Source organism: Geobacter psychrophilus, assembly GCF_056821595.1.
On sequence record NZ_JBXDTU010000003.1, the window covers coordinates 28,758 to 51,603 of the forward strand.

At 58.1% G+C, this 22,846-nt stretch carries 28 protein-coding genes; 22 read left to right on the forward strand and 6 right to left on the reverse strand.

What is annotated here, in order from left to right; all coding sequences use genetic code 11:
- Window positions 1-58 precede the first annotated feature (58 nt).
- From ACOCF6_RS00780 to ACOCF6_RS00820, 9 genes are all read left to right on the forward strand, one after another.
- Window positions 59-811, forward strand: a complete 753-nt coding sequence (locus tag ACOCF6_RS00780; protein ID WP_482458480.1) for a cation:proton antiporter domain-containing protein — start codon at window positions 59-61, stop codon at window positions 809-811.
- Window positions 756-1,235: a TrkA C-terminal domain-containing protein gene (locus tag ACOCF6_RS00785; RefSeq protein ID WP_482458481.1), complete on the forward strand. Its 480-nt coding sequence runs from the start codon at window positions 756-758 to the stop codon at window positions 1,233-1,235. Before ACOCF6_RS00780 ends, ACOCF6_RS00785 begins: the two co-directional genes overlap by 56 nt.
- A complete protein-coding gene (locus tag ACOCF6_RS00790) occupies window positions 1,232-1,519 on the forward strand; it encodes a sll1863 family stress response protein (RefSeq protein WP_482458482.1) in 288 nt (95 codons plus the stop codon). The genes ACOCF6_RS00785 and ACOCF6_RS00790 overlap by 4 nt, the downstream gene beginning before the upstream one ends.
- 203 nt (window positions 1,520-1,722) lie before the next feature.
- On the forward strand, window positions 1,723-2,229 hold the full coding sequence (locus ACOCF6_RS00795) for an NAD(P)H-dependent oxidoreductase subunit E (protein WP_482458483.1): 507 nt from the start codon (window positions 1,723-1,725) through the stop codon (window positions 2,227-2,229).
- Window positions 2,222-2,359 carry a hypothetical protein gene (locus tag ACOCF6_RS00800; protein WP_482458484.1) on the forward strand — a complete coding sequence of 46 codons (138 nt, stop codon included), beginning with the start codon at window positions 2,222-2,224 and terminating at the stop codon, window positions 2,357-2,359. Before ACOCF6_RS00795 ends, ACOCF6_RS00800 begins: the two co-directional genes overlap by 8 nt.
- Complete coding sequence (locus ACOCF6_RS00805) at window positions 2,343-2,480, forward strand: hypothetical protein (protein WP_482458485.1); 138 nt, start codon at window positions 2,343-2,345, stop codon at window positions 2,478-2,480. The genes ACOCF6_RS00800 and ACOCF6_RS00805 overlap by 17 nt, the downstream gene beginning before the upstream one ends.
- A 91-nt stretch (window positions 2,481-2,571) precedes the next feature.
- Window positions 2,572-3,294 (forward strand): bidirectional hydrogenase complex protein HoxU, encoded by a 723-nt coding sequence (gene hoxU, locus ACOCF6_RS00810; protein ID WP_482458486.1) that lies wholly within the window; start codon window positions 2,572-2,574, stop codon window positions 3,292-3,294.
- A complete protein-coding gene (locus ACOCF6_RS00815) occupies window positions 3,291-3,842 on the forward strand; it encodes an NADH-quinone oxidoreductase subunit B family protein (RefSeq protein ID WP_482458487.1) in 552 nt (183 codons plus the stop codon). The genes hoxU and ACOCF6_RS00815 overlap by 4 nt, the downstream gene beginning before the upstream one ends.
- A gap of 32 nt (window positions 3,843-3,874) precedes the next feature.
- On the forward strand, window positions 3,875-5,314 hold the full coding sequence (locus ACOCF6_RS00820; protein ID WP_482458488.1) for a Ni/Fe hydrogenase subunit alpha: 1,440 nt from the start codon (window positions 3,875-3,877) through the stop codon (window positions 5,312-5,314).
- A 65-nt stretch (window positions 5,315-5,379) separates the two neighbouring features.
- Here ACOCF6_RS00820 and ACOCF6_RS00825 read toward each other — a convergent pair whose 3' ends face one another.
- A complete protein-coding gene (locus ACOCF6_RS00825; RefSeq protein ID WP_482458489.1) occupies window positions 5,380-6,945 on the reverse strand; it encodes a transposase in 1,566 nt (521 codons plus the stop codon).
- Window positions 6,946-6,995: 50 nt separating this feature from the next.
- Here ACOCF6_RS00825 and ACOCF6_RS00830 point away from each other — a divergent pair, with 50 nt between their 5' ends.
- Window positions 6,996-8,570, forward strand: a complete 1,575-nt coding sequence (locus tag ACOCF6_RS00830; protein ID WP_482458739.1) for an HAD-IC family P-type ATPase — start codon at window positions 6,996-6,998, stop codon at window positions 8,568-8,570.
- 301 nt (window positions 8,571-8,871) lie between these two features.
- On the opposite strand, the gene ACOCF6_RS00835 is transcribed toward ACOCF6_RS00830, so the two are convergent.
- The 5 genes from ACOCF6_RS00835 to ACOCF6_RS00855 form a co-directional block, all read right to left on the reverse strand.
- A complete protein-coding gene (locus tag ACOCF6_RS00835; protein ID WP_482458490.1) occupies window positions 8,872-11,094 on the reverse strand; it encodes an NADP-dependent isocitrate dehydrogenase in 2,223 nt (740 codons plus the stop codon).
- A gap of 218 nt (window positions 11,095-11,312) precedes the next feature.
- On the reverse strand, window positions 11,313-11,834 hold the full coding sequence (locus tag ACOCF6_RS00840; protein ID WP_482458491.1) for a LysM peptidoglycan-binding domain-containing protein: 522 nt from the start codon (window positions 11,832-11,834) through the stop codon (window positions 11,313-11,315).
- A 321-nt stretch (window positions 11,835-12,155) separates the two neighbouring features.
- Window positions 12,156-14,033 (reverse strand): aldehyde ferredoxin oxidoreductase N-terminal domain-containing protein, encoded by a 1,878-nt coding sequence (locus ACOCF6_RS00845; protein ID WP_482458492.1) that lies wholly within the window; start codon window positions 14,031-14,033, stop codon window positions 12,156-12,158.
- An 86-nt stretch (window positions 14,034-14,119) separates the two neighbouring features.
- The gene (locus ACOCF6_RS00850) at window positions 14,120-14,293 is read right to left on the reverse strand and encodes a hypothetical protein (protein WP_482458493.1); all 174 of its coding nucleotides are present in this window, start codon (window positions 14,291-14,293) and stop codon (window positions 14,120-14,122) included.
- Between the two features lie 42 nt (window positions 14,294-14,335).
- On the reverse strand, window positions 14,336-14,488 hold the full coding sequence (locus ACOCF6_RS00855) for a hypothetical protein (protein WP_482458494.1): 153 nt from the start codon (window positions 14,486-14,488) through the stop codon (window positions 14,336-14,338).
- 182 nt (window positions 14,489-14,670) lie between these two features.
- On the opposite strand from ACOCF6_RS00855, the gene ACOCF6_RS00860 reads away from it, so the two are divergent.
- From ACOCF6_RS00860 to hypE, 12 genes are all read left to right on the forward strand, one after another.
- Window positions 14,671-14,817 (forward strand): hypothetical protein, encoded by a 147-nt coding sequence (locus tag ACOCF6_RS00860; protein ID WP_482458495.1) that lies wholly within the window; start codon window positions 14,671-14,673, stop codon window positions 14,815-14,817.
- Window positions 14,818-14,833: 16 nt separating this feature from the next.
- Entirely contained in the window at window positions 14,834-15,100 is a 267-nt protein-coding gene (locus ACOCF6_RS00865) for a TatA/E family twin arginine-targeting protein translocase (protein ID WP_482458496.1), read from the forward strand.
- 9 nt (window positions 15,101-15,109) lie between these two features.
- A complete protein-coding gene (locus tag ACOCF6_RS00870; RefSeq protein ID WP_482458497.1) occupies window positions 15,110-15,565 on the forward strand; it encodes a HEAT repeat domain-containing protein in 456 nt (151 codons plus the stop codon).
- A complete protein-coding gene (locus tag ACOCF6_RS00875) occupies window positions 15,558-15,689 on the forward strand; it encodes a hypothetical protein (protein ID WP_482458498.1) in 132 nt (43 codons plus the stop codon). The genes ACOCF6_RS00870 and ACOCF6_RS00875 overlap by 8 nt, the downstream gene beginning before the upstream one ends.
- Window positions 15,686-16,519 (forward strand): twin-arginine translocase subunit TatC, encoded by an 834-nt coding sequence (tatC, locus tag ACOCF6_RS00880; RefSeq protein WP_482458499.1) that lies wholly within the window; start codon window positions 15,686-15,688, stop codon window positions 16,517-16,519. Before ACOCF6_RS00875 ends, tatC begins: the two co-directional genes overlap by 4 nt.
- A gap of 22 nt (window positions 16,520-16,541) precedes the next feature.
- Complete coding sequence (locus tag ACOCF6_RS00885; RefSeq protein ID WP_482458500.1) at window positions 16,542-16,730, forward strand: twin-arginine translocase TatA/TatE family subunit; 189 nt, start codon at window positions 16,542-16,544, stop codon at window positions 16,728-16,730.
- 32 nt (window positions 16,731-16,762) lie between these two features.
- Window positions 16,763-17,095, forward strand: coding sequence for a hydrogenase maturation nickel metallochaperone HypA (hypA, locus tag ACOCF6_RS00890; RefSeq protein ID WP_482458501.1), 333 nt, complete (start codon window positions 16,763-16,765; stop codon window positions 17,093-17,095).
- A gap of 2 nt (window positions 17,096-17,097) precedes the next feature.
- Window positions 17,098-17,913, forward strand: coding sequence for a hydrogenase nickel incorporation protein HypB (gene hypB, locus ACOCF6_RS00895; RefSeq protein ID WP_482458502.1), 816 nt, complete (start codon window positions 17,098-17,100; stop codon window positions 17,911-17,913).
- A gap of 4 nt (window positions 17,914-17,917) precedes the next feature.
- Window positions 17,918-20,254, forward strand: coding sequence for a carbamoyltransferase HypF (gene hypF, locus ACOCF6_RS00900; protein ID WP_482458503.1), 2,337 nt, complete (start codon window positions 17,918-17,920; stop codon window positions 20,252-20,254).
- Between the two features lie 119 nt (window positions 20,255-20,373).
- Window positions 20,374-20,604, forward strand: coding sequence for a HypC/HybG/HupF family hydrogenase formation chaperone (locus ACOCF6_RS00905; RefSeq protein ID WP_482458504.1), 231 nt, complete (start codon window positions 20,374-20,376; stop codon window positions 20,602-20,604).
- Window positions 20,601-21,692, forward strand: a complete 1,092-nt coding sequence (hypD, locus tag ACOCF6_RS00910) for a hydrogenase formation protein HypD (RefSeq protein ID WP_482458505.1) — start codon at window positions 20,601-20,603, stop codon at window positions 21,690-21,692. The genes ACOCF6_RS00905 and hypD overlap by 4 nt, the downstream gene beginning before the upstream one ends.
- 22 nt (window positions 21,693-21,714) lie before the next feature.
- On the forward strand, window positions 21,715-22,725 hold the full coding sequence (gene hypE / locus ACOCF6_RS00915; protein WP_482458506.1) for a hydrogenase expression/formation protein HypE: 1,011 nt from the start codon (window positions 21,715-21,717) through the stop codon (window positions 22,723-22,725).
- Window positions 22,726-22,846 lie beyond the last annotated feature (121 nt).

Sequence of the window (22,846 nt, forward strand, 5' to 3'; positions counted from 1 at the left end):
TGGCCGGATCCGAGGGGCCGGGCGGTATCTATTTCGATACCCCCCTATGGTGCAGTTGGTGGGGGTTATTGCTCTGGCCTATATCCTCTTTGCCGGCAGTCTGGACACCAAATGGCAGAGTGTCAAACCGGTGCTGCGCGAAGGGTTGGCGCTCTCGACCGTCGGCGTGGGGAGCACCGCCCTGTTGCTCGGCTGGTTTGTTCGTGTGACCTTGAATTTCTCCTGGTTGGAGGGGCTGTTGCTCGGGGCGATCGTTTCCTCCACCGATGCTGCGGCTGTCTCTGCGGTTCTCCGCTTCCGCAACATCAATCTGCGCGGCAATCTCAAACCGTTGCTGGAGCTGGAGTCGGGAAGCAACGACCCGATGGCGGTCTTCCTGACGGTCGGTATGATCATGCTGCTGACCGATCCGCTGGCCGGCATTCTCTCCCTGCTCCCCTTAGTCGTGTGGCAAATAGTTATCGGCGCAGGATTGGGCTACCTCTTTGGGAGGGGAGCGGTGATACTCATCAACCGGCTGCAACTCGATTATGAGGGGTTATACCCAGTGCTGACCTTGACGCTGGTGCCGCTGATCTACACCCTGACCAGCCTGTCGAAGGCGAACGGTTTCCTGGCCGTCTACGTCGCCGGCATGGTGATGGGAAACAGCGCCTTTGTCCAGAAGAAGAGCCTGGTCCGCTTCCTCGACGGTCTCGCCTGGCTGATGCAAATCGTCATGTTCCTGGGGCGGGTTGCGCGGGTCGGTGCCGATCGTGCTCGCCACTTTTCCTCTCGTGGCCGGCATTGCCAAGGCGGAGATGATCTTTAATCTGGTCTTTTTCATCGTTCTGACCTCGGCGCTGCTGCAGGGGGCGACAATCCCGGTGATGGCCCGCTGGCTGAACCTCAAAGCACTGCCCTTACTCGGAACGGAGCTGGACGCGGCGATGACCGAAGAAGAAGTAACCGTCGGCACCTTGCATGCAATCACGGTCGCTGCGGATTCAGGCGTGGCGGGGCGGCAGCTGGTCAATCTGCGCCTACCCGGCGGGGTGCTGGTGGTCTACATCAAGCGCGATGGCAAATTTGTCGTGCCGGACGGGAGTACGGTGGTAAGCGGCGGCGATCAGTTGCATTTGTTGGCTGATGACGCGGTGCTGGGAGAGGTGCGTCACCGGTTAACGTCCGGCAGTTTCAGGCAGCACCCAGGCAGACAGGCAGAGCAACCCACAACCAAAGGAGAGCAAACATGAGCAATAGAGACGAGTATGTGTGCAAGATGCAGGCAAAACTGGAGGAATGGAACGCCGATATCGACAAGCTGGCCGCCAAGGCCGATGAGGTCTCGGCCGAACTCAAGAGTGAGTACGCCGAGCAGATTACGGCCCTGAAGGCAAAGCAGGCCGCGGCCCGCCAGAAGATCGAGGAAGTGCAGAAGTCCGGAGAGAGTGCCTGGCAAGACCTGAAGGCGGGGGCCGATCTCGCCTGGACCGCCATCGGCGAGGCCATCGACTCGGCCAAGTCCCGCTTTAAATAGGAATCCGGTTTCATCTGGTGTTTGTTCACGTTGCGCTGAAGATGCCGCCGGCCTGTCCCCTTCTGTGAAATCTGCACCTGGTTTGCACACATATAGATTCAACATAATCTGCGCAGATGTTTCGATTTTTTGTGGCATACTTATGATCCTGGTTAATATCCTCTAAAAGTTCCCGTTGACATGCCGAGCGAAAGAGAGAGACCATGACCGATAGTTATAAAGCTGTTTCTCCTCCTGATGATCCCCGCCTCAAATTGGTGGAGCAGGCAATGAAGCGACTTCGGTTTCAGCCGGATGCTCTGATTGAGGTGCTGCATACCGCCCAGGAGGCCTATGGTTACCTGAGCCGGGAGCTGCTGGCCCATGTCTCCGCCAAGCTGAAATTACCCGAAAGCCAGGTGTTTGGTGTGGCCACGTTCTACCATTTTTTTACCCTGCGTCCCAGGGGCGAGCATAGTTGCATAGTTTGTACCGGCACAGCCTGCTATGTCAAGGGAGTTGGAGAGGTTGTGAAATCGCTGGAGGAGAGCTGCGGGATACAGGCCGGACAGACCACCAGCGACGGCAAGCTCTTTCTTGGGACGGCCCGCTGTCTGGGGAACTGCAGTCTGGCGCCAATGCTGACCCTGGATGACCGGGTCTACGGCCCCGAGACCCTTGCAGGAGCGCTGGAGAAACTCCAGCAGTTGCTGGAGGTGCAGGATGACTAGAGCCGAACTTGCCGAGCTTGCTGAAACTGTGGAGGTGCGACGTCACAGCATGGGGCTGCGCCTGCTGGTCTGCCGTGGCACCCCCCTGTATGGCTGCCGGGACGGAAGCAGTTGTGACAGCTCTGCGTGAAAAAGTGGGCCTCTCCAAAACTCCGGCGGAACTGGAAGTGGTGGGAACCGGCTGCCTGGGACCCTGCAGCCGGGGACTGCTGCTGACGGTGCAGCGACCTAGTGAGGCGGATCTGATCTAGTATGCGCCATGAGCGAACTGCCGATACACCAGATGGCAGATGAACTGCTGCACCGCATCGCGACGGGGCGAGTTAACGGGGAGGATTTCTGATGCCTGCCATTACTCTTATGATGGATGGTGAAATGATTGCAGCGCAGCAGGGGCAGACGCTTCTTGAGGTAGCAAGGGAGCATGGCGTCGAGATCCCGACACTCTGCCACATGGAGGGGCTTGAGCCGATGGGTGGCTGCCGGCTCTGTCTAGTTGAACTGCAGGGGAGCTCCCGCCCGGTATCGGCATGCATGACCCAGGCACAGGAGGGGATGGTGGTCGTTACCGGCAGTGACACCATTGTCGAGTACCGGCGGATCATCATTGAACTGCTGCTGGCGGAGCGAACCCACACCTGCTCGGTCTGTGTTCAGAACAACAGCTGCGAACTTCAGACCCTGGCGGCGCGACTGGGAGTGGATCATGTCCGATTCGATTATCTTCACCAGCTTCTTCCCATGGACGCCAGCCGTGAGCGGTTTGCCCTGGATCATAACCGCTGCGTCCTCTGCCTGCGCTGTGTGCGGATCTGCGATGCCGTGGAAGGCGCCCACACTCTGGATGTTTGCGGTCGGGGAGTTACCAGCCGGATAGTAGCAGACCTGGATCGCCCGTGGGGAGAGAGCCCAAGCTGTACTGACTGCGGCAAGTGCGTCCAGATCTGCCCCACCGGAGCCCTGTTCAAAAAGGGCGCCACCGTTGGCGAGATGGTCAAGGAGCGGGAATTCTTGCTGCGGATTCTTGAGCGCCGCCGTCTGGTCGCGAAAGGGAGGAGGCTATGAACCGGCCGTCACCAATACTGCGTCTGGCCACTGCCTGGCTGGGCGGTTGTTCCGGCTGTCACATGAGCTTTCTTGACCTGGGGGAGCGTCTGGTGGAGATCGCCGGTTCCATCGAACTGGTCTACGGCCCCCTGGTAGATGCCAAGGAATTTCCCGAAGGGGTGGACGTGGCCCTGATCGAAGGGGCGGTTGCCAATGTGGATAATCTGGAATTGCTGGAGCAGATCAGGGAGCGGAGTCGCATTCTGGTGAGTTTCGGCGATTGCGCCGTAACCGGTAGCGTTACCAGCCTGAGAAACTTTTTTACGGTTGATGACCTGCTGACCGCCGTCTATCATGCCGGTCCCGGCAGTGCCCCCCATGGGGCGGAAGCGGTGCAGGAGTTGCCGGCGCTGCTGCCACGGGTGCTGCCGCTGCATCAGGTGGTTACGGTGGATGCCTACATCCCCGGCTGTCCCCCGGACCCGGAGCGGATCTGGGCGGCGCTTTCGGCCCTGCTGCAGGGTGAACCGGTGCAGTTGAGCGCGGAACAGAAAACATTCGGGTAACGCGAACAGTTTATCAGTATCAGGGAGAATGCATGACACAGACTATCACGATTTCACCGGTAACCCGTATCGAAGGGCATGCCAGGATCACCATTCATCTGAATGACGCCGGCCAGGTGGCTGATGCCCGATTCCATGTGACTGAGTTCAGGGGATTTGAGAAGTTCTGCCTGGGTCGCAGCTATCGTGCGATGCCCTCCATAACGGAGAGGATCTGCGGCATTTGCCCGGTCAGCCATGCTCTGGCTTCGGCCAAGGCCGGAGATGCCCTCAAGGGGGTGAAGATACCGCCGGCAGCGGAAAAACTGCGACGGCTGATGCATTGCGCCCAACTGGTGCAGAGCCATGCCTTGAGCTTCTTCCTGCTGTCCGGTCCCGACCTGCTGCTGGGGATGGAAAGCGATCCCAAAAAGCGCAACCTGATCGGTCTATTAGAGGCAATGCCTCAACTGGCGAAGGAGGGTATCCGGCTCAGGCAGTTTGGCCAGGATGTGATCCGCCTGATCGGTGACCGCGCTGTCCACCCGGCCTGGGCGGTCTCCGGCGGAGTGCGGGAACCGCTTTCCCCGGAAAAGCGGGACTGGATTGCCGCCGGGCTGCCGGAAGCGATGGCAACCGCTCGCACGGCCCTTACCCTGGGAAACGAAGCCTTGGCGCGCATGACGGAGGAAGCTGGCTGCTACGGTAACTTCCCCAGTCTCTTCATGGGTCTGGTGGGGGCCGATGGGGGGCTGGAGCACTATGACGGTACCCTGCGGATGGTAGACGAATCGGGCACCTGCCTTGAGGATGGCTTCGATCCAACCCGGTTTGGCGACATCATCGGCGAGGCGGAGGAGAGTTGGACGTATCTCAAGTTTCCCTACTATAAGCCACGGGGTCACGAAACCGATGCCGGCATGTACCGGGTGGGCCCTCTGGCCCGCCTTAACGTGGCGAGCCACGCAGCCACCCCCCTGGCGGAAGAGGAACTGCGACGCTTCCGCCTATTTGGCGAGGGGGGCGGTCCGGTCCAGGGGAGCTTCTATTACCACCAGGCGCGACTGATCGAGCTGCTGTTTTGCCTGGAAACTATGGATGCCCTGCTGAACAATCCGGAAATCCTGGATACCAACGTGCGCAGCCACGCCCGCACCAACAACCGGGTCGGGATCGGGGTGGTTGAGGCCCCGCGCGGGGTGCTGTTCCATGAGTATCACGTGGATGACAATGGCCTCCTGAACCATGTCAACCTGATCATCGCCACGGGACACAACAACCGGGCCATGAACCGCACCGTGTTGCAGATCGCCAAACGGTACCTGAGCAACGGACGGCTGGATGAAGGTTTGTTGAACCGGGTTGAGCATGGCATCCGCTGCTATGATCCCTGCCTTTCCTGTTCAACACATGCCTTGGGACGGATGCCGCTGCAGATGAAACTCTACGGGCCCGGGGGAGAGCTGTTAGACAGCATCAACCTGAGTTCTTGAATACGTATAGGATGGTGACAGGCGCTGTTCGCAGGTTTCAACCTAAAAACGGCAGTTGATTGAATTCACCCCGTAGCCGGTAGCAATTTCAGGCTGGGTAGAAGTGGCGGCGAAGCAAGTAACTTCCTGAATGCCCGCCGGGCAATCAACTTGACTCGTTCCACTACCCCCAACTGCTCCGCAGTACGGGCAAGTTCTTTGAAAAAGCACGCCAGTTCTCGCATTGCAGTCTGTACGACTGATGCTTTTGCATGGGTGCCGGTAATGGTAACTATTGTCTGACCGGCATGGCTTGTTTGTCTGCCGACAGAGTGCAGCATAAGCGGTCTGCTGGTAATGGCTTCGTGGTGTATGTCGGGATTTGCCAGGCGCACGAAGAGAGACCACCAGTTGTAGACCAGTGCCACCAGTCGGCTGATGATCCGACAGCGTTGCAAATCATGGGTGGTAAAGCCACCCCAGCCCCACTGGTTTTTCAGTTCATCGAAACAGTTCTCGCAGTCGCCCCGGTCCCGGTAGTGTTGAGCGATGGTGAGAATTTCATCGGTAAGTGAGGTGACCAGCACTTGGTACTCGTACTTTCTGACGCCGTCCTCGGTTTCGATGAACGTCAGATTCATTTGCTCGTCGCTTATGAGCACCTCTCCCCGGATCGGCCGCTTGAGGACGATGACCCGGCGACTTTTGCTCCAACCGGTTAGGCTGAGTGTGGACTCACAGCCCTTGAAGCCTTGACCGGCATCAACCCATTCGCCTTTTGCGATCAGCCGGTTGATGAGCTTTTTGACATTCGCGGTCAAACGGAGTTTGGTCAGGTAGTGGAGAGTGCGCTCTTCTGCTTCGTGCATGATCGCTTCAGAGCCAAAGGAAACGTCGCCCCGGATAAAGTCCGGCCAAAGTTCTCTGGGCAGGCCGTCAAGCAGCTGCCACAAGCCCACGGATACGTGTTTGCCGGTATGCTTGTCCCCGGCTTCCACCTCCACGCCGAGGGCCATCCGGGTGTTGGCCATGAAGTAGCTGTGATAGGCATGAGAAGGCCGTCCCGGCTTCTTGGGGTTGTAGCTCTTGACGGCCCCTTCCTGTTTTCCGTACAGGCATTTGACCGTGTTGTCGGTATCCAGTATCCACGGAGCAAGCGTGAGCACGGGACGGGTGCTGTTGGCCAGACTCCGGTCGGCCCAAGCAATTGCTTCTACTTCATCCATGGCGGCAAGAGCACGACGAATGGAATCCTCGCTTGCGATCTCTTTCATCCCCAAAAGTTCCGGATTGACCCGGTCGCTGCGGATGGTGGTGATGTGGGCGTAACGTTTGTGGCCGGTAAGAATTGACAGCAAAAGGGTCCCCAGAACATCTCGAACCTTCGGTGCGTTCGGGCTTGTATAACGAAGCGGGCACTCGGCAACAAAGGCGTCATACAGGCCACTGACCTTCAGGAATTCAATGAAGAAGGGAAGCTGCCCCATCGGTGTAACCGCTGCATCCGGGTCCCACTCAACATGGATACGACCGGCAAAGGTATCAACGGCAACCCGAGAGGGACGTTCAACGGCCTGAATATCATTTGGTGAATCCTCCTGACAGGTAATCTGAAGTGCTGCCGGGATGTTACAACATTTTTGGCATTTCATCTGCCGTTTTTAGGTTTAACCGTGGCGGAGAACGCATAACCCCGTTGAACATGCCTGCGCTGCGCGAATGTCTGATCTCCGGGCTGCTTTGCAATGATGCCGTCCTGGTCAAGGCCGGGGATGAGTGGCGGGTGGAGGGGGACCCGACCGAAGCGGCGCTGGTTGTGACTGCCCGCAAGGCGGATCTTGAATGGGAGCAGTTTTCAGCAGATTTGCCCCGCCATGGCGTCATCCCCTTCGAGTCACAATATCAGTATATGGCGACACAGCATGGCAGCATCGACAGTAGTGTGGTCTATCTCAAGGGTTCAGTGGAAAGTGTCCTGGCTCGTTGCAGCCGGACTCTCTCCCGCACAGGGGAATTGATCCCTCTGGAATCTGACGACTGCCACCGGGCGGCAGCAGAGATGGCAGAGAAGGGTCTGCGGGTTCTGGCGTTCGCCCGTGCCGAGCGGCACCACTCCTTCATTGAGCTGGAGCATGGCGATGTAGCCGGGGGACTCACCTTTCTCGGCCTGCAGGGGATGATCGATCCCCCCCGGCCCGAAGCCGTTGTCGCAGTGCAGGTCTGTCAGGCTGCCGGAATCAGGGTAAAAATGATCACCGGTGATCACGTTATTACCGCCGCCGCCATAGCCAGACAAATCGGGTTGAAGGGAGACGCCGACGAAGCGGGCCAGCTGTTGGCGCTGAACGGCAGGGAATTGGCAGAGCTTTCCGACGTGGAGCTGATCACTGCAGTGGAGCGGACGACGGTATTCGCCCGCGTTGCTCCAGAGCAGAAGCTGCGGCTGGTGGAGGCTCTGCAGGTGTCAGGCAATATTGTCGCCATGACCGGCGACGGGGTAAATGACGCTCCGGCCTTGCGCGAGGCCAATATCGGGGTGGCCATGGGGATTACCGGCACCGAGGTTGCCAAGGAGGCGGCTGACATGGTGCTGACCGATGACAACTTTTCCTCCATCGAAGCGGCGGTCGAAGAAGGACGCGGGGTCTACGACAACCTGGTCAAGTTCATCACCTGGACCCTCCCCACCAATCTCGGCGAAGGGTTGGTGATCCTGGCGGCGGTCTTTGCCGGCGCCCAGCTGCCGATACTGCCGGTGCAGATCCTCTGGATTAACATGACCACGGCGGTGCTGTTGGGGTTGACGCTGTCGTTCGAGCCGAAGGAACCGGGGATCATGCAGCGACCACCCCTGGACCCGCAAAAACCGCTTTTGACCAGGGAGTTGATGATGAAAATCGGGATTGTCGGTTTTCTGTTGCTCGTGGGCTCTTTCGGCCTGTTCCAATGGGAACTGCAGCAAGGGAACAGCGTGGCTGCGGCGCGTACCTGTGCGGTCAACGTCTTTGTTTTCGGTGAACTGTTCTATCTGTTCAACTGCCGTTCTCTGCGCCATTCCATGTTCAAGATCGGCCTTTTCAGCAACCGCTGGCTTCTTGTCGGCGTCGGCATCATGATTCTGCTCCAGCTGCTTTTCACCTATCTGCCGGCAATGCATACCGCGTTCGGCAGCCAGGCGATCGGTCTTCGGGAATGGGGGCTGATTATATCCGCTTCCTTCATCTTCTATGTCATCATCGAGATAGAAAAAGCGATTCGCCGACGGACTACAGTCTAAGTAAGGAGACGGCATGATAGAAAATATCAAAAAATTCGAAAAGATGATCATCTTTTCGTTGGTCATGTCATCGGCATGAGGGAAGCGCTCGTATGGTTCGGCGTATGTGTCGGCTTGGCCCTCCTGTTCAACGTCGGCGTGGTTCTTTTCCATGAACGCGGCTTTGACGCGGCTTTGACACGGGACTGGAATTCTTCACAGGCTTCCTGGTCGAGAAGTCCCTGAGCATCGACAACATCTTCGTTTTCATCCTTCTTTTCAACTTGATTGGTATCCTTCAGGGTATCTGCCTGCTCTTGTTCTAGAGAGCGTCAATGATCGCGTTCAAGGACGCGCTGGGGCGCATGGCCTTGGAGACTTTCACCTTGTCCGGGTGATAGTAGCCGCCCATATCCACCGGCTTGCCTTGGGCTGCCAGCAGCTCTTCGTTGTTCTTGGCCTCGCTGTCGCCCAGTTGCTGGGCGATCTTGGCAAAACGGGCCTTCAGCCCGGCGTCCTTGCCTTGCTCGGCCAGCGCCTGAGCCCAGTAGAGGGCCAGGTAGAAGTGGCTGCCCCGGTTGTCGATCTGGCCCACCTTGCGGGCAGGCGACTTGTTGTTGTCCAGGAACTTGGCAATGGCCTGGTCCAGGGTCTCGGCCAGGATATGGGCCTTGTCGTTCTTGAAGGTGGCAGCCAAATGCTCCAGGGAGGCGGCCAGGGCCGAGAATTCACCCAGGGAGTCCCAGCGCAGGTACCCTTCCTTCTGAAACTGCTGTACGTGCTTGGGAGCTGAGCCCCCTGCACCGGTCTCGAACAGACCGCCACCGGCCAACAGCGGCACGATGGAGAGCATCTTGGCGCTGGTGCCGACTTCCAGGATCGGGAACAGGTCGGTCAGGTAGTCGCGAAGGACGTTGCCGGTGACGGAGATGGTATCCAGACCCTTGCGGATCCGCTCCAAGGAGTAGCGCATCGCCGCGACCGGATCAAGGATCTTGATCTCCAGGCCGGCGGTGTCGTGATTCTTCAGGTACCTCTCCACCTTGGCGATGAGCTGGGCATCGTGGGCGCGGTTCTTGTCCAGCCAGAACACGGCCGGGGCGCCGGTGGCCCTGGCTCTTCTCACGGCCAGCTTGACCCAGTCCTGGATCGGGATGTCCTTGGCCCGGGACATTCTCCAGATATCGCCGGCTTCCACGTCATGCTCCATGAGCACCTTACCGTTGACATCGACGACACGGACGGTCCCGTCTACGGGGATTTCAAATGTTGTCGGGTGTGAGCCATACTCCTCTGCCTTCTGTGCCATGAGACCGACGTTGGGTACGGAACCCATGGTGGCGGGGTCAAGGGCACCGTACTTCTGGCAGTCCTGGATGATCACCTTGTACATGGTGGCATAGCAGCGGTCGGGGATCATGGCCTTGGTGTCCTGCAGCTTCCCTTCCGCGTTCCACATCTTGCCCGACTCACGCACGACGACCGGCATGGAGGCGTCGATGATGATGTCGTTGGGCACATGCAGGTTGGTGATTCCCTTGTCCGAGTCGACCATGGCCAGGGCCGGACGCTTGGCGTACACCGCCTGGATGTCAGCCTCGATCTCGGCTTTCTTGGCCGCCGGCAGGCTTTGGATCTTATTGTAGAGGTCACCAAGACCCATGTTGGGGTTGACATCCAGCTCCTCGAAGGTTGCTGCATGCTTGTCGAACACATCCTTGTAGAAAACAGAAACGGCATGACCGAACATGATCGGGTCAGACACCTTCATCATGGTGGCCTTGAGGTGCAGCGACAACAGCTGGCCATTCTTTTTCGCATCTTCGATCTGATCGGCATAAAACTGCTTCAGCGCCTTCTTGCTCATGAAGGTGCCATCAAGGATCTCGTCGGCGACAGAGGTCAGTTTGTCCTTGAGCACGATGGTCTTGCCATCCTTGCCCACCAGCTCGATCTTGAAACCAACCACCGCATCCATAGTCACGGACTTCTCGTTGCCGTAGAAATCGCCGGTAGTCATATGGGCGACTTCCGACTTGGAATCGGGAGTCCAGGCGCCAAGCTTGTGGGGGTGCTTCTTGGAGAAGTTCTTCACCGAAAGGGGAGCGCGGCGATCGGAGTTACCTTCGCGCAGAACCGGGTTGACGGCGCTGCCGAGAACCTTGGCATACCGCTCCTGGATCGTTTTTTCGGCATCGTTTTTCGGCACCTCGGGATAATCCGGAACGTTATAGCCCTGCTCCTGCAGCTCTTTGATGGCCTCTTTCAGTTGGGGAACCGAGGCACTGATGTTCGGCAGCTTGATGATATTGGCGTCCGGGGAGAGCGTGAGGTCACCCAGCTGGGTCAGATAATCGGGGATCCGCTGTGCTTCGGTCAGGTTCTCCGGGAAGTTGGCGATGATCCGGCCGGCCAGCGAAATGTCCCGTGTCTCGACGGCAACGCCGGTGCCCTTGGTGAATCCCTGGACAATGGGGAGCAAAGAATAGGTTGCCAATGCAGGTGCTTCGTCAATTTCGGTCCAGATAATCGTCTTAGTAGTCATGTTCTCTCCTTGGTTTTTATGTCAGACCGCCAACGTTGCCTGTCGTGATCATTGCCGCCATACTTGCCCGGGGTCCTGGTCGATGCTGAAAGCCTGCGGATTCAACTAATTAGCCATATATCATCCTGGCCGAAAATTTTTGCAAACGATATACAAACGCTTTTTGGATGTCAAGCAAAAATAGCGCACTCTTGGCTGGCTGAATTCCTTCAGTTTGGCTAAAAAACAGGGGATTTGAACCGCCAGCGAAGAGGTCGTTCCTGACTGTAGCGGCGGGCCTCTGCCAGGTCGTCACGGCTGTAATTGCGGGGGATGCGGAGTACCTGTCCGGGCCAGATGACTCGCGGGTCGCGGACTTGGTCCCGGTTTGCCCGGTAGATGAGGGGCCACAGCGATGCTTCGTTGTAGACATCTGCCTGGGCCGCGACTTGCGGCAGTGTCTCGCCACGCTTGACGGTATGGTGTGTAGGCAGCGGCTTTTCCCGGAGCTGGCGGGAGCGTTCCTGCTTGCGCCGGGCTTCCGCCTGGGCAGCCAGCTCCAGCTCAGCCCTCAGTTTGGCGATGGCCGCCTCGCGCTCCTTTACCTGACGCTGCTCCTGTTCGGCCCGTTCGGCCCGTTCGGCGAGTTCCTTGCGGCGGGTCTCTTCGCGACGGGCCTCTTCCGCCAGCTGCCGGGCCGCCTCCTCCCGGCGCTGACGATCGGCGAGCAGTGACTGCTCGATGAGCTGGCCCTTGGTCAACGCCAGCAGATAGTAATTGTCAGCTGCTCGACCTCGTTCGCAGCTATGAGCAGGTCAGCCTGGCGAGCTTCGTCACACCAGCGCCAAACGGTCGGCGCGCAGCCGGCAGTGACAGTCAGCAACGCGACCAGCGATCGCTATTGGGGTCTCAGGCTCCAAGCCTGACCCCCTGACCTGTGCAAGATTGTATTCTTTCACCTGTTTGGTTAAGGCCTTTATGTTTGTAAGTATTTGACTTTCTTAGCGAGCTTTGCGCCTTTGCGTGAGTAACTGCCGTTTTAAGGATAAAAGCAAGAATCGTTTCCAGGCAGCACTCCCCATTCAGAAAAACTCCCGCAGGCTCTCGTCGATTCCCTTCAGTGTCTCGTACCAAAATTCCTTTGCCGCCTCCAGTCGATCAACGGCAAACTTATCCAGCCATACCGCAAGTTCCGGATTTTGATCGCCGTCCACCTCCTGCTTTCGCCGCAAAAATGTCAGGATAAAGTCGATATTTCGTTCCGACTCCCAGAAGATTGGGCAGTTGTGGCTGTGCAGACGGCTTGCCAACACAGCGATAGACCGGTTGAACAGTTCCTTGCGGTCATAGAGCGCCCCCATCACCTCCGGTAGCAGTTCTTCGGCCCATCCACGGTGAAAGCGACAGATCCCCAGGTTGTCCAGCACCAACTCTTGCCGCAATCGCTCGGCACATCGCCGCCCCAGTTCCCGGGGAGGGATGAACTCATTAGAGTAGACCATGTAGTATTTCCCCATGATCGCCATCGGCGCCAGGGCTCCGGCTGTCCAATACTGATTCGGCACCATCCAGCCCCGCCGGCCGAAGGAGATGTAGACCAGCCGGTCGTGCAGGGGCACCCCCTTGTCGTGCGAATGGGTTCGGCTCCACTTGCGAACCCCCTCCCGGAAATCGAGCAGGCCACGCCGCTCCAAGATTGCGTCGATCAGTTCACACCCCAGTTCGGCGTTGTGCAGCGAGTCCGCCACTACGGCGAAACCGGCCAAATCCCAGCGGGGCAGCCTGCTGACCCCCAATTCTTCAGGGGTCAGCACCCTTTCGTGCAGCAGCTCCAGAAGCCAGGCCAGCACCCCGCCGCCGGAAATGGCGTCAAAACCCATGGCATCGCAGTGATGATTGAGCTGTTCAGCCGCTCGCTGGTCAAAGATGCCGCAGAGCGGTCCCATGGTCTGGTACGGTTCGTAGTCCTTCTTGTAGGGACCATGCATCTTCTTGCAGACCGCTACACATGGTTCGCCGCACGTGGCCTGGTATTTCGGAACAATGGTCTCTTCGTTGAACTGTTTGAGATAGTGATCGACCACCAGTTTCTGCTGCAGTTCCAAGCGCTCCCCTTCTGTCTGGAAGATGGTGCGGTAGTTGAATGCCATGATCCGCCCACCCATACCGGCGTAATTAACCCCGAAGGTGCCGCCGGTCCCGATCTTTGCATCGAAACGGTATTTGCTGGTCGCCTCCAGGTCTTTGTGCATCAAGCGCTGGTTGTACTTCTGCTGGAACCACTCATCGGCCACCTTATGATCGCGGAAATCATCGTTTACTACCGTCCCCCCGAAGATGATGGCGGCAATGCCGTGCTCCTGCAGCAATTGGCTGCCGAAGCCGCCTCGACCGGCCCAGGTATCGACATAGCTGATCTTGCCATTGGTGATCGGCACCGACATGATCCCCCCGATGTCGGTCTGTAGACTGGCCGGTCCGGTCACCAGAATGCGCGGATCGTTTTCGTAACGCTTGCCGAACAGCTCAAACACCCGGTCGGTCAGACTGTAGACCCCCTGGCGTCCGCCGGCCCAGACTGCAGCGACATCGATCGGGATCACCTCTACCTGGATCTCTTCACCATGGTTACGGTTCAGGTAGAGCACTGAAGGTACGGTTGCTTTGCCTACCAGGCTTAGCATGTTGATCCCCAGGTTGTCGAACACCAGGCCGGCCCCCCCCATGGAGCTGATGTAGAAGCCCTGCCAGCAGGGAGAAAATCCGGTCACTACCATTCGGTTGGAGCCGGGAAAGATCGATCCGGCAAAGATGCCGACCCCGAAATTCAGACTTTTGAACTGTTCGGTCAGGTGAACGCCCAGGTCTACCGGGCCGAAGTAGCGCTCAAAGCTGTATTTTGAAACCCGGTAAAAGCCGGTTGCCGGATCGACGAAGAGAACCCGTTGCTGCATTTCCATGGCTGATCCTTTGTGCTCGCATGTGGTAGAGCTCAGGATAGAATAGCTGATCTTGCCGGTATTTCAAGCTGTCCAGTCCGTTTTTGTCAGAACGTCAGCACCTTGCTTGCCCCGCCGGTGCCGAGGCTCTGTGACTGTGCACTGATGCTCTTGGAAATGAACGCCGCCAGTTTTGCCAGCTTCTCCGTCGTGGCCTCGCCGATGTCGATAAACTGGTCAAACCCGGCTTCGCGCTCAAACTTCAGCAAGGCATCCAGCACCCGCTTCTCGCGAATGTTAACCCCGATCAGCAGGTTCTGCAGCTATTCTATCTCCTCTCCGGCGAGCGCCCGTTGTTTCAGATCGGCAATCCGACCGGGAGCGGTCCGCGAACGGTTATCCTCGCCATAAGTCACCGTAAATGTGATGCCATTCACGTTGTAATCCTGATTCACCAGTTCCCGGGCATAGGTCACGGTGGCGCCGATGGCCGAGAAAGCGGCGTCATAAAGGGAACGCTATTGGGGTCTTTGGGCTTTGGGTCATCATGGGCTTTGCATGGGCTTTGGGTCAGGCTTCCAAGTCAGGCTTCCAAGTTGACAAAATAAACGATCTGATGTAATTTTTCAATATGGCACGAAAACCACGGACCCTATTTATGGCGGGGCGGCAAACCACGCCGGAGGCGGTGGTGATCGGCATTGAACCGGCCCGGATCGACTGGGGCGTCGAGCTTTCCCCACAAGTCCAGGAGATGTTTCCCGCGCTGATCAAGGCGGTTAAGACAGAAATAGACCGAATATAATGAGATAGGAGCAGTCATGTTTGGAATAGGAATGCCGGAAATGATAATAATCCTGGTCATCGCGCTGGTTGTGCTCGGTCCGCAAAAGCTACCAGAACTGGCCCGCTCCCTGGGGAAAGGACTGGCCGAGTTCAAACAGGCCACGAACGATTTCAAGAGGAATATGGAGGAGGAGTCCCGGGCCGCCGAGGAAAAGGAGCGGTTAGCCAGGGAAAACGCCGCGAAAGAGAAGGTGGAACCGGAAAAGGCGCATGAGGCGGCTGCAAGTGAAGTTTGCGCCTGATCAGCCTCTATGAAAAAACCAACATTTTTGCTTGCAATTGTATTGGTTGTCGTTTCGCTTGGCTGGTTATCGAAAGACAGATTGTATTATCATTACAATGTATGGCAACTTGCCCACGCGGTTGAAGAAACAAAAATTACTGAATATAACGATAAAATCCAGGCTCTAAGCGGTAAAGCCGGAAATTCATGTTTCGTCAATACTTATAACGACACAAAAAAGCCGAGCAGGGTGCGTAGAGCCGCCGCCAGGGCCATGATGAAGTCCGATGCTACCCTGGCAGAAGCCCTGTTTCGACAGCACTTGGATTCATCAAATCCAGATGTATCCGGCATGGCGATCAGAGATCTCGGAACAATCAAAAGCAAAAAATACAGGAATGAAATCCTGAAAAAAATGAGCAACGCCAACGAGCTGATAAGATGGTCGGTGGTTGATTATCTGGGGAACTTCCAGGATGCCTGAGTCCATCGGGATTCTGAAAAGCATCCGCGAGAGCGATAATAGCGAAATGATCCGGAATGCCGCCGCGGTTCGATTGAAGCAATTGCCAAAACAGGCCGGCACCATGGTTAAGGATATTCAATGATTGACTGGAAAATGCCGGCTGTAATCGAACTTCTGACGATGCTGCGAAAGCGGCTGATTGTCATGGTCGTAGCAATTGTCATTGGCATGGGAGTTTTCTGGAACTTTTCCACGGGCCTGCTGAGTTTCGTTGAAAAGCCGATAACCGGCAAGACCTACCTGACCGACTTGAAAAAAGCGGCCTACCTGAAGGTCAAGGAGCGCTTGCCCGCACTCTACGATCACTACAAGCTGGACAAAGACTTGGTCTCTTCCGTCAAGGAACGTCGGTTGAACTACAGCACCCCCCTGGAACCGTTTTTCATCCAGTGCAAGATATCCGGCATCGCCGGTCTGTTCCTGGTACTCCCGGTTATTTTTTACCAGGTATGGCTGTTGATCGCGCCGCGTCTCGACCTCAAGTCGAAACGCTTCGTTCTGCCGTTTGTCACCGCCGGTACGGTAAGCTTCTGCGTCGGCGCGGTTTTTTTCCTCATGTTCATCTGGCCGGTCATTATCAATTTTTCCCTCTCCTATGAAGCGGAAGGGCTGCAGAGCTGGTTCAATCTGAGCGAATACATCGACTTCTGTCTGCGTTTGATCCTGATTTTCGGAATTATATTCGAGCTGCCGGTTATTTCTCTGCTGCTTTCCCGCCTGGGAATCGTAACGCACGGCCTGCTCGCCCGGAACCGCAAGTACGCCCTGCTGGCGAGCGCCATCGTCGCGTCATTTCACGCCGATCTGATAACCATGTTCGTCATCATGGTGCCTCTTTATACGATGTACGAGGTGAGCGTCTGGACGGCGCTGCTATTCGGCCGGAAAAAAATTGCACCATTAGCAGTATAAACCCAAATTTATGGAGGCTTACATGTTCGGATTCGGCGTGCCTGAATTGTTAATCATTCTCTCTATCGTGCTGGTGGTATTCGGCGCCGGCAAGCTGCCGGAGATAGGGAGCTCCTTCGGCAAGAGCATCAGGAATTTCAAAAAGGCTTCCGAAGGAAAAGACGAAATCGAGATCAATTCGAAGAATGAAACTGTAATTAATGAGGGTTAGTAGTATCGGTTTTTTTGAAAGGTGGTTTCTTAGTGCATGAGTTGTCGATAGTCCAAGGTGTCGTGGAAATATGTGAGAGCGCTGCCGCAGGCAAGCGTATACTCTCGGTTGTTATGGAGATAGGCGCGCTCAGCAATGTCATGCCTGATGCGATTGAATTCTGCTTCGAGGCCTGCACAAAGGAAACTCTGCTTGATGGAGCGCGTCTGGTCATTGATTGCATACCGGGTAGGGGTCGCTGCCGGGATTGCGCCGCCGAATTTGAAGTGAAGTCCTACTATGGAACGTGTCCCGCCTGCGGCGGATACGAACTTGACATCCTTTCCGGCGAGGAACTGAGAGTTAAAGAACTGGAGGTAGAATAAATATGTGTACAACATGCGGTTGCGGTCCCGAAGGAAACCATCATCACGACCACGAGCATGATCACAAACATGGTCATGACCATGGGCACGATCACTCACACCAACATGGTCATAAGCACGAGCATCGCCATCACGATGGGGTTGCTACGGAAACGATCAGCGTGGAAACCGACATCCTGGGCAAGAACAACCGTCTGGCTGCGGGGAATCGGGCACTTTTCCGGGAGAAGGGGGTATTCGTCCTGAACCTGGTAAGCTCCCCCGGCTCCGGCAAGACTACCATACTGGAACGGACCCTCCGCCACCTGGCGGGAAAATTTCGCTGCGCCGTCATCGAGGGAGACCAGCAGACCGACAACGATGCCAGGCGGATAGCCGCCACCGGAGTTCCGGTCAAGCAGATAAATACCGGCGCCGGTTGCCACCTGGATGCCCACATGATCTGCCATGCAATCGACGAGTTCGACCTCGGCAGCCTTGAAATCCTCTTCATCGAGAATGTCGGCAACCTCGTCTGCCCCGCAGCCTTCGACCTGGGAGAAGACCACAAGGTGGCGGTACTGAGCGTTACCGAGGGAGAGGACAAGCCGCTCAAGTATCCGCAGATGTTCCATGCCGCCGACCTCATTCTGATGAATAAGGTGGATCTCCTCCCCCACCTCGATTTCGACATGGAGGCGTGCCAGGAGATGGCCCGCCGTGTCAGCCCCGGCATCAGGATCTTCGAGGAATCCGCCAGGACCGGCCAGGGGATGGACGCCTGGTATGAGTGGCTGGCGGAAGGGGTTAAAAAGCAGAGGGTGACGGTTGGCAGCTAGCTGCATGAGACAAACCACGGATTTTTTGCCGGATGACGCTGGATGTAAAGAAGAGGGTCCTATCAGGCGGATAAGAGTCGAAATAGAGGGCATCGTCCAGGGGGTAGGGTTCCGTCCCTTTGTCTTCAGGCTTGCCCGGAATCACCAGCTGAGCGGATGGGTGCAAAACAGTTCGGGAGGCGTTCTACTGGAGGCGGAGGGCGAGGAAACCGGTATAAGCGCCTTTCTTGTCGGGATGGAGACCGAGGCGCCCCCGCTTGCCGCCATCACCGACATAAAATCTGAAGATATCCCCCTTTGCAGGGAAGATGGTTTCGTTATCCTGCCGAGCGGCGGCAAGGGAGGGAGCGTGCAGCTCTCCCCCGACTGTGATGTCTGCCCGGACTGCCTCCGGGAGCTGTTCGACCCCGCCGACCACCGGTACCGGTATCCCTTCATCAACTGCACCAACTGCGGCCCCCGCTACTCGATCATCACCGGTATTCCCTACGACCGCCCTTTCACCACCATGGCGCCCTTCATCATGTGCCCGGGCTGTTTGGCCGAATACGAAGACCCGGCGAACCGCCGCTTTCACGCCCAGCCCAACGCCTGCCCCGCATGCGGTCCGCGCCTTCTCCTGGCCGACGGAGCGGGTCACCCGGTGGAGACGCGCGGCGATGCCTCTCTGCAAACCGCGGTCCGTCTCCTGCGCGAGGGAAAGATAGTGGCCATCAAGGGGGTCGGGGGATACCACCTGGCGGTTGACGCCTGCAACGACGCCGCCGTGAGGGAACTCAGGCTGCGGAAAAAGAGGGATGAGAAACCCTTTGCGCTCATGGCGCCGGACAATTGTTCAATCCGGAGCTTCGCCCTGGTATCCGAAATTGAGGAGCGGCTGCTGTCGGGGCCGGAACGCCCGATTGTGCTTGTGCGGAAGAGGGAGGAGAACCCGATCGCATATCCGGTCGCACCCGCCAACGGCTATTTCGGCGTGATGCTCCCCTCCACGCCAATCCACCATCTTTTGTTGAGGGACAACTTCACCGCCCTGGTGATGACGAGCGGCAACATTTCCGACGAGCCGATCGCCTTCCGTGATGGCGAGGCGCTGGAAAGGCTGGCCGGCATTGCCGACTTCTTCCTCTCCCACGACCGGGAGATCCATGCCCGCACCGATGACTCGGTGATCCGCGTTTTCCGGGGAGGGCCCCTTTTCCTGCGCCGCTCGCGCGGCTACGTCCCACGGGGGATTGCGCTGCCCGCGGCTCAGCAGAGCGTCCTCGCGGTAGGAGCCGAGCTCAAGGGGACGGTCTGCCTCACGAGCGGGGACCGCGCCTTCATGAGCCAGCATATCGGCGACCTGAAAAACGCCGCGACCCTTCGCTCCCTTGAAGAGACGGTGGCGCACCTGCAGCGGATCCTCGAGATCAGGCCGGCGGTGGTGGCCCATGACCTCCACCCCGACTACCTTTCCGCTTCCTTTGCCGCCGGGATCCCCGGTCTGCCGAAGGTTGGGGTCCAGCACCACCACGCCCACATGGCTTCCTGCATGGCCGAAAACGGCCTGGAAGGAGAGGTCATCGGGGTGATTCTAGACGGCGCCGGCTTCGGCGGCGACGGCACAGTCTGGGGAGGGGAGTTCCTGCACGGCGGCTATGCGGAGTTCCGGCGCATGGCTCATTTCCTCCGGGTCCCCATGCCGGGCGGGGACGCGGCGGTGAGAGAGCCTTTCCGCATGGCCCTTGCCTGGCTCCATGCAGTTTACGGAGAGAGGGTATTCAACCTGCCGCTCCCCTTTTTGGCCGGAATATCCGAGCAGGAGCGGAAAATCTACCTCCGGATGCTGGAGCGGCGGATCAACTCTCCCCTCACCTCCAGCTGCGGCAGGCTGTTCGACGCCGTGGCGTCCATCATCGGTCTCAGAAACCTGGTCACCTACGAAGGGCAGGCGGCCATCGAGCTGGAGGCGCTGGCGGAGAGTGAAGCGGGGCGTCGGATCTATCCCTTTTTCATTGCGAGAGGGGAAGGGGCGCTGGTGCTGGATTGGCGCGGGATGGTGGAGAAGATAGCGGAGGACGCGGCAGCCGGTACGGACCGTGCCGTAATTGCCCGCGCCTTCCACAACACGCTGGCTGCCGCGGTGGCGGAGGTGTGCGAGGAGGTCCGCGCCGAAAGCGGTACGGACCGGGTGGTCCTCTCCGGCGGCGTGTTCCAGAACAGGCTTCTCAGCGAGGGGGTTCATACCTCCCTCTCGGAGCAGGGGTTCAGGGTCTACAGCCAGAGGCTGGTGCCGCCCAACGACGGGGGGCTCGCGCTGGGACAGGCCGTGATTGCGGGCAGAGCAAGAAAGAGTCTTTAACCACGGAGATCAACGGAAATGCGGAGAAGGAAAATCCGGGTTCCGGTCTCTCTGTGCCCTGTGGCAAATTCGATTTCCACCGGTTTTTGATTAATACATGTAGTTAAAAGGAGTCAGTTATGTGTCTGGGTGTACCGATGCGGGTGGTGAGCAGGGATGGCGACGATGTTGTGGCCGAGATCGACGGAGTCAAACGCGAGGCAAACCTCATGCTCCTCGGCGAGGAGGTGAAGGTGGGGGATTTCGTTATTGTCCATGCCGGTTTCGCCATCTCCAGGCTGGACGAGGATGAAGCACAGGAAACTCTGCGGATGATGCGGGAAGTGTTCAAGGAAGAGGACATGCAATGAACTATATTGACGAATTCCGCGACCGGCGGGTGGTGCTCGGGTTGGCCGAGCGGATAAGAAACATGACAGCCGGAAGAAACGAGCCGATGACATTCATGGAGGTCTGCGGCACCCATACCATGGCCATCTACCAGTACGGAATCAGGAGTCTCCTGCCTCGGGAGGTACGGCTCATATCCGGACCCGGCTGCCCGGTCTGCGTCACTCCCAACGGCTACATTGACAAGACCGTCGCCTACAGCAGGCTCCCCGAAACGATCATCGCCACCTTCGGCGACATGGTGCGCGTCCCCGGCTCCAGCTCATCCCTGATGGAAGAGCGGGCCAAGGGGGCCGATGTCAGGATCGTCTATTCGCCGCTGGACGCCGTTGCTATGGCGGCCAGAAATCCGGACAAACGGGTCATATTCCTCGGGGTCGGGTTCGAGACCACCGCTCCGACGATCGCCGGAAGCATCCTGGCAGCCCATGCCAGGGGGGTCGGAAACTACTTCGTCCTGGCGGCGCACAAGACCATTCCCATACCGATGCAGGTCCTCTCCGCCGACCCGGAGCTGCGGATCGACGGCTACATTTGCCCGGCTCACGTGAGCGTCATCATCGGCGCGAACGCCTACCGTTTTCTGGCCTCCGAGCAGCATGTCCCGTGCGTGGTCACCGGCTTCGAGCCGACCGACGTCATGCAGGGGGTGGAGATGCTGGTTCGCCAGGTAGTGGAAGGGAGAAGCGAAGTGGAGATCGAGTACAGCCGGGCCGTGAAATGGGAAGGGAACCGGAAGGCCCAGGAGGTGCTGGCCGAAGTGTTTACCCCCTTCGATGCGGAGTGGCGGGGGCTCGGCGTCATACCGGGAAGCGGCCTGGAGATCAACGCAAAATATGCCGCCTTCGATGCGGAAAAAATGATTCCGGTCGAAGTGGAGGAGTTGCGCGAACACAAGGGGTGCCTGTGCGGCGAAATCCTGAAAGGGAAAGTGTCGCCATTCGAGTGCCCCCTCTTCGCCGGTGAGTGCACCCCGGAGTCTCCCGTGGGGGCGTGCATGGTGTCGAGTGAGGGGACCTGCGCGGCAGCGTATAAATATGGGCGTTAGAACCTAATGAAGGAGAACCGAATTGAATAAAGACCTGATTCTTTTAGGCCACGGCAGCGGCGGCAAACTTTCCCACCAGCTCCTCGACGAACTGATCATTCCGATCCTCTCCGACTCCCCGGCCTCCGGGCAGAACGATGCGGCGGTAGTGACCCACAACGGCCAGCGGCTCGCCTTTACCACCGACTCCTACGTGGTTGATCCGATCTTCTTTTCCGGCGGCAACATCGGTGATCTGGCCATTAACGGCACGGTCAACGACCTGGCGATGATGGGGGCGCGGCCGCTCTACATCAGCGTCGGCTTGATCCTTGAGGAGGGGTTCAGCCGCACGGCCCTGGCGGAGATACTCGGTTCGATGCGCCGGGCCGCAGACCAGGCGCAAGTCAGGATCGTCACCGGCGACACCAAGGTAGTCGCCAGGGGAAGCGCCGACAAGATCTTCATCAACACCTCCGGCATCGGGGTTTTCGAGCATAATCTGGAGATAAGCGGCAACATGGCGAAGCCGGGGGACAGAATCCTGATCAACGGCACCATCGGCGACCACGGCATTGCGGTGCTGGCCAGGAGGGAAGGGCTGGAACTGGAGATCGACATCGGAAGCGACTGCGCTCCGCTGAACGGCATCGTTGAGGAGCTCCTGGTGGAAGGTGAGTTGATCCACGTTCTGCGTGACCCGACCCGTGGCGGGGTCGCCACGACCATGAAGGAGATCGCCATCCAGTCGCAGGTCGGCATCACCCTGGCCGAAAGTGCTCTGCCGCTTAACGGTGCGGTAAAGGGGGCCTGCGCCATCCTCGGACTCGACCCGCTCTACGTAGCCAATGAGGGGAAACTTCTTGCCATTGTTGCGCCACAGGCTGCCGAACGAGTGCTGGAGCGGATGCGGCGTCATCCACTGGGAAGTGAGGCGGCCATCATCGGCGAGGTGACCGCTTCCGGCCCCGGGCGGGTACAGATGGAGACGGTGGTCGGGGGGATGCGGTCGGTTGAGATGCTGGCAGGGGAGCAATTGCCGCGGATTTGCTGATTCTTCTCAATTCTTCTGATTGAGCTGGCATTATTACTATTTTCAAACCAGGTTGTGTTTTCTGCTGTGAACTCAACGTCAAGCGTTTCCAGACAGCCTTTTTGTGGATTATATACTGTCA

Coding starts and splice junctions, on each gene's coding strand:
- ACOCF6_RS00790 (WP_482458482.1), top strand. CDS start 1,232: ATGAGCAATAGAGACGAGTATGTGTGCAAGATGCAGGCAAAACTGGAG.
- ACOCF6_RS00795 (WP_482458483.1), top strand. CDS start 1,723: ATGACCGATAGTTATAAAGCTGTTTCTCCTCCTGATGATCCCCGCCTC.
- ACOCF6_RS00800 (WP_482458484.1), top strand. CDS start 2,222: ATGACTAGAGCCGAACTTGCCGAGCTTGCTGAAACTGTGGAGGTGCGA.
- hoxU (WP_482458486.1), top strand. CDS start 2,572: ATGCCTGCCATTACTCTTATGATGGATGGTGAAATGATTGCAGCGCAG.
- ACOCF6_RS00815 (WP_482458487.1), top strand. CDS start 3,291: ATGAACCGGCCGTCACCAATACTGCGTCTGGCCACTGCCTGGCTGGGC.
- ACOCF6_RS00820 (WP_482458488.1), top strand. CDS start 3,875: ATGACACAGACTATCACGATTTCACCGGTAACCCGTATCGAAGGGCAT.
- ACOCF6_RS00825 (WP_482458489.1), bottom strand. CDS start 6,945: ATGAAATGCCAAAAATGTTGTAACATCCCGGCAGCACTTCAGATTACC.
- ACOCF6_RS00830 (WP_482458739.1), top strand. CDS start 6,996: ATGCCTGCGCTGCGCGAATGTCTGATCTCCGGGCTGCTTTGCAATGAT.
- ACOCF6_RS00835 (WP_482458490.1), bottom strand. CDS start 11,094: ATGACTACTAAGACGATTATCTGGACCGAAATTGACGAAGCACCTGCA.
- ACOCF6_RS00845 (WP_482458492.1), bottom strand. CDS start 14,033: ATGGAAATGCAGCAACGGGTTCTCTTCGTCGATCCGGCAACCGGCTTT.
- ACOCF6_RS00860 (WP_482458495.1), top strand. CDS start 14,671: ATGGCGGGGCGGCAAACCACGCCGGAGGCGGTGGTGATCGGCATTGAA.
- ACOCF6_RS00865 (WP_482458496.1), top strand. CDS start 14,834: ATGTTTGGAATAGGAATGCCGGAAATGATAATAATCCTGGTCATCGCG.
- ACOCF6_RS00870 (WP_482458497.1), top strand. CDS start 15,110: ATGAAAAAACCAACATTTTTGCTTGCAATTGTATTGGTTGTCGTTTCG.
- ACOCF6_RS00875 (WP_482458498.1), top strand. CDS start 15,558: ATGCCTGAGTCCATCGGGATTCTGAAAAGCATCCGCGAGAGCGATAAT.
- tatC (WP_482458499.1), top strand. CDS start 15,686: ATGATTGACTGGAAAATGCCGGCTGTAATCGAACTTCTGACGATGCTG.
- ACOCF6_RS00885 (WP_482458500.1), top strand. CDS start 16,542: ATGTTCGGATTCGGCGTGCCTGAATTGTTAATCATTCTCTCTATCGTG.
- hypB (WP_482458502.1), top strand. CDS start 17,098: ATGTGTACAACATGCGGTTGCGGTCCCGAAGGAAACCATCATCACGAC.
- hypF (WP_482458503.1), top strand. CDS start 17,918: ATGAGACAAACCACGGATTTTTTGCCGGATGACGCTGGATGTAAAGAA.
- ACOCF6_RS00905 (WP_482458504.1), top strand. CDS start 20,374: ATGTGTCTGGGTGTACCGATGCGGGTGGTGAGCAGGGATGGCGACGAT.
- hypD (WP_482458505.1), top strand. CDS start 20,601: ATGAACTATATTGACGAATTCCGCGACCGGCGGGTGGTGCTCGGGTTG.